The sequence below is a fragment of the Methylobacterium sp. WL103 genome, assembly GCF_008039885.1.
Taxonomy (GTDB): domain Bacteria; phylum Pseudomonadota; class Alphaproteobacteria; order Rhizobiales; family Beijerinckiaceae; genus Methylobacterium; species Methylobacterium cerastii.
Genome location: NZ_VRUX01000530.1, coordinates 1 through 2,923 on the forward strand (window position 1 = coordinate 1; position 2,923 = coordinate 2,923).

Annotated in this window: 3 protein-coding genes and 1 pseudogene; 1 reads left to right on the forward strand and 3 read right to left on the reverse strand. The window is 70.5% G+C overall.

The features are described from left to right. Positions 1 to 615 (forward strand): annotated as a pseudogene (locus tag FV222_RS21815) (hypothetical protein); the annotation flags it as partial. Positions 616 to 636: 21 nt separating this feature from the next. Here FV222_RS21815 and FV222_RS21820 read toward each other — a convergent pair. The 3 genes from FV222_RS21820 to FV222_RS21830 form a co-directional block, all read right to left on the reverse strand. Further along, positions 637 to 1,638 (reverse strand): ABC transporter substrate-binding protein, encoded by a 1,002-nt coding sequence (locus FV222_RS21820; RefSeq protein WP_147763866.1) that lies wholly within the window; start codon positions 1,636 to 1,638, stop codon positions 637 to 639. 13 nt (positions 1,639 to 1,651) lie between these two features. After that, a complete protein-coding gene (locus tag FV222_RS21825) occupies positions 1,652 to 2,440 on the reverse strand; it encodes an ABC transporter permease (RefSeq protein WP_147763867.1) in 789 nt (262 codons plus the stop codon). A gap of 25 nt (positions 2,441 to 2,465) precedes the next feature. Further along, on the reverse strand, positions 2,466 to 2,923 hold a 458-nt coding region (locus FV222_RS21830; protein WP_147815624.1), incomplete at its 5' end, for an ATP-binding cassette domain-containing protein.

A 2,923-nucleotide genomic window follows, 5' to 3' on the forward strand; every position in this document is an offset into this window, starting at 1 on the left:
ACGCAGGCGAACGCCGCCGGCGACGGGTCGATCGCCATCGGCCGCAGCGCCTCGGCGACACAAGCCAACGCGATCGCCATCGGCCCCGGCGCCCGGACCACCCGCGCGAACCAGGTCGCGATCGGCAACGGCTCAAATACCTATACGCTCGGCGGGATCGGGTCGGCCCAGAGCGCCGCGGCCCAGTCCGGCGAGACGCGGTTCGTCACCTCGGACACCGCAGGAAACCTCGCCACCTCGGGCTACGGCCCTAGCACGATCGCCGGCCTCGGCTCCCGCCTCGACTCGGCGGAGGGGCGGCTCGGCGGAGTCGAGGCCCGCGTCGGCACCCTCGAATCGCGCACCAATGCCCTATCGCAGTATAGCACCGAGACGCGTCGCGAGGCCCGCCAGGGCGTCGCCACCGCGCTGGCGATGCCGACCGCCTCGATGCCCTCGGCCCCCGGCCGCACCACTTGGGTGCTGAACAGCGCGACCTACCGCGGCGAGTGGGCCGGCGGCGCGGCGCTCTCTCACCGTCTGCCGACTGCGGTCCCGCTGGCGATCAACGTCGGCTACGCCTACGGCGGAGACGGCGGCCACGGGGTGCGAGCCGGTCTTGGCGGCGAATTCTGAGCGCCCGCGGCCCTGCCGTAATCAGCCCATCGCGCGCTTGATGAAGCGGTCGTCGAAAGTGGTCGCAAGGTCGATCTGCGCACTCTGCATCTCCGCGTCCAGCGTCCGCACCAGGTCGAGGACGCTGGTCATGCCCTCCTGGGTCGGGATGCCGGTGCGCGAGTAGCTTTCGAGCGACTTGCCCACCGCTTGGACGTAGAGCGCCCGGTCGCCGAACTGGTAGGTGGCGGGCACGAGGTCGGCGATCGCCTCGGGCGAGGCTGTGGCAAGCCACTTGAGCGCCTTGGCGAAAGCGTTGACCACCCGCTGCATCGCCGCCGGGTGGTGCTCGATCCAATCCTGCTTGGTGTAGACCACCGCCGCCGGGTTCGGTCCGCCGAAAAGGGCGCGGGTCCCGGCCTCGGTGCGGGTGTCGACGAGGATCTGGATGTCGCCGTCGGCCTCCAGCTTGGCGATGACCGGGTCGAGGTGGGCGATCGCGTCGATCTCGCCGCGCTTGATCGCGGCGACGGCGCCGGCCCCGCCGCCGATGCCGATGAGCGGCGCGTCGGTGGCCTTCAGCCCGGCCTTGATCATCGCGAACTGCACCGCGAGCGCCGTGGACGAGCCCGGCGCGGTCACGCCGACCTTCCGGCCCTTGAAGTCGGCGACGGACTTCACCGTGCCGGCGAGGTCCTTGCGCACGGCGATGACGATCGCCGGCAGGCGACCGAGTTCGCACACGGCGCGGACGTCCTGACCCTTGGCCTGCATGCGGATCGTGTGCTCGTAGGCCCCGGTGACGACGTCGACCGAGCCGCCGACCAGCGCCTGCAGCGAGCGGGCGCCACCGCCGAAATCGGAGATCTCGGCCTCGACGCCCTCCTCCGCGAAGTAGCCCTTCCGCTCGGCAACCGTCAGCGGCAGGTAGTAGAGCAGCGGCTTGCCGCCGACCCCGATCCGCACCTTCACGGTGTCGGCTTGCGCGTCCCTGCAAGCGGCGAGCACCGCGGCGGATCCGGCGAGGAATGAGCGGCGGTGCATCGCAAACGTCCTTTCAGTTCCGTCCCTGCGGGCCGCGCGGGCGCCAGGCCAGGAGGCGGTTCTCGGCCAGGGTGACGAGGGCGTCGATCAGGACGACGAACACGGTGAGGATCAGCATCCCGGCGAAGACGCCCGTCACGTCGAACACGCTCTCGGCCTCGTGGATCTTGTAGCCGAGCCCGGCCGACGCGCCGAGATATTCGCCGACCACCGCCCCGACCAGCGCGAAGCCCACCGCGGTGTGGAGCGAGGAGAACATCCAGGTGAGCGCCGACGGCCAGTAGACGTGGCGCAGCAGCCCGCGCTCGCTCATCCCGAGCATGCGGGCGTTGTCGCGTACCATCGGGCTGACCTCGCGCACCCCCTGGTAGACGTTGAAGAACACGATGAAAAACACCAACGTGAACCCGAGGGCCACCTTGGACCAGATGCCGAGGCCGAACCACAGAGCGAAGATCGGTGCCAGCACCACCCGCGGCAGGGCGTTGGCCGCCTTGATGTAGGGGTCGAACACCGCGGCCAGCAACGCGTTGCGCGCGAACAGGAAGCCGAAGGCGATGCCGCCCGCAGCCCCGAACGCGAAGGCCAGCACCGTCTCCTGCAGAGTGATCGCGATGTGGCCCCAGATCTCGGGCGACGTGATCTCGGTCCAGGTCCGCGCCAACACCGCGCCGGGAGTCGAGAAGAAGAACTGGATCTGCCGCGGCTGGCCGAGCACTGGGTAGACGGTGAGCACGTGCCAAATCGCGAAGCCCGCTACCCCGACGAGGATCTGGAGCGCGAGCAGGCCGAAACGGTTCACCGGCGGGTCTCCGAAGGGTGAGGCGTCATGCCGGCCCGTTCGCGTAGGCGCGCGAGACCTCGACGCGCAGGCAAGACCAGATCCGCTGGTAGAGCGCGTGGAACTGCGGGTCGAGGCGGATCTCGGCGATGTCCCTCGGCCTAGTCAGGGCGACGGGGAAGTCGCCGACGACCCGCGCCGCCGGCCCGGCCGACAGCACCACGACCCGGTCCGCCAGGCCGATCGCCTCCTCCAGGTCGTGGGTGACGAACAGCACCGCCTTGCGGTCGGCGGCCCAGAGGTCGAGCAGCAGGTTACCCATGATCTGCCGGGTCTGCGCGTCGAGCGGCCCGAACGGCTCGTCCATCAGCAGGATCTCGGGGTCGCGGATCAGCACCTGAGCGAGGGCCACGCGCTTGCGCTGCCCCCCCGAGAGCGTGTGCGGATAGCGGTCGGCGAAGGTGGCGAGGCCGACGCGCCCGAGCCACTCGCCCGCCCCTGCGC

Excerpts from the sequence above, each read along its gene's own strand:
- FV222_RS21820 (WP_147763866.1), bottom strand. The coding sequence starts at position 1,638 with ATGCACCGCCGCTCATTCCTCGCCGGATCCGCCGCGGTGCTCGCCGCT.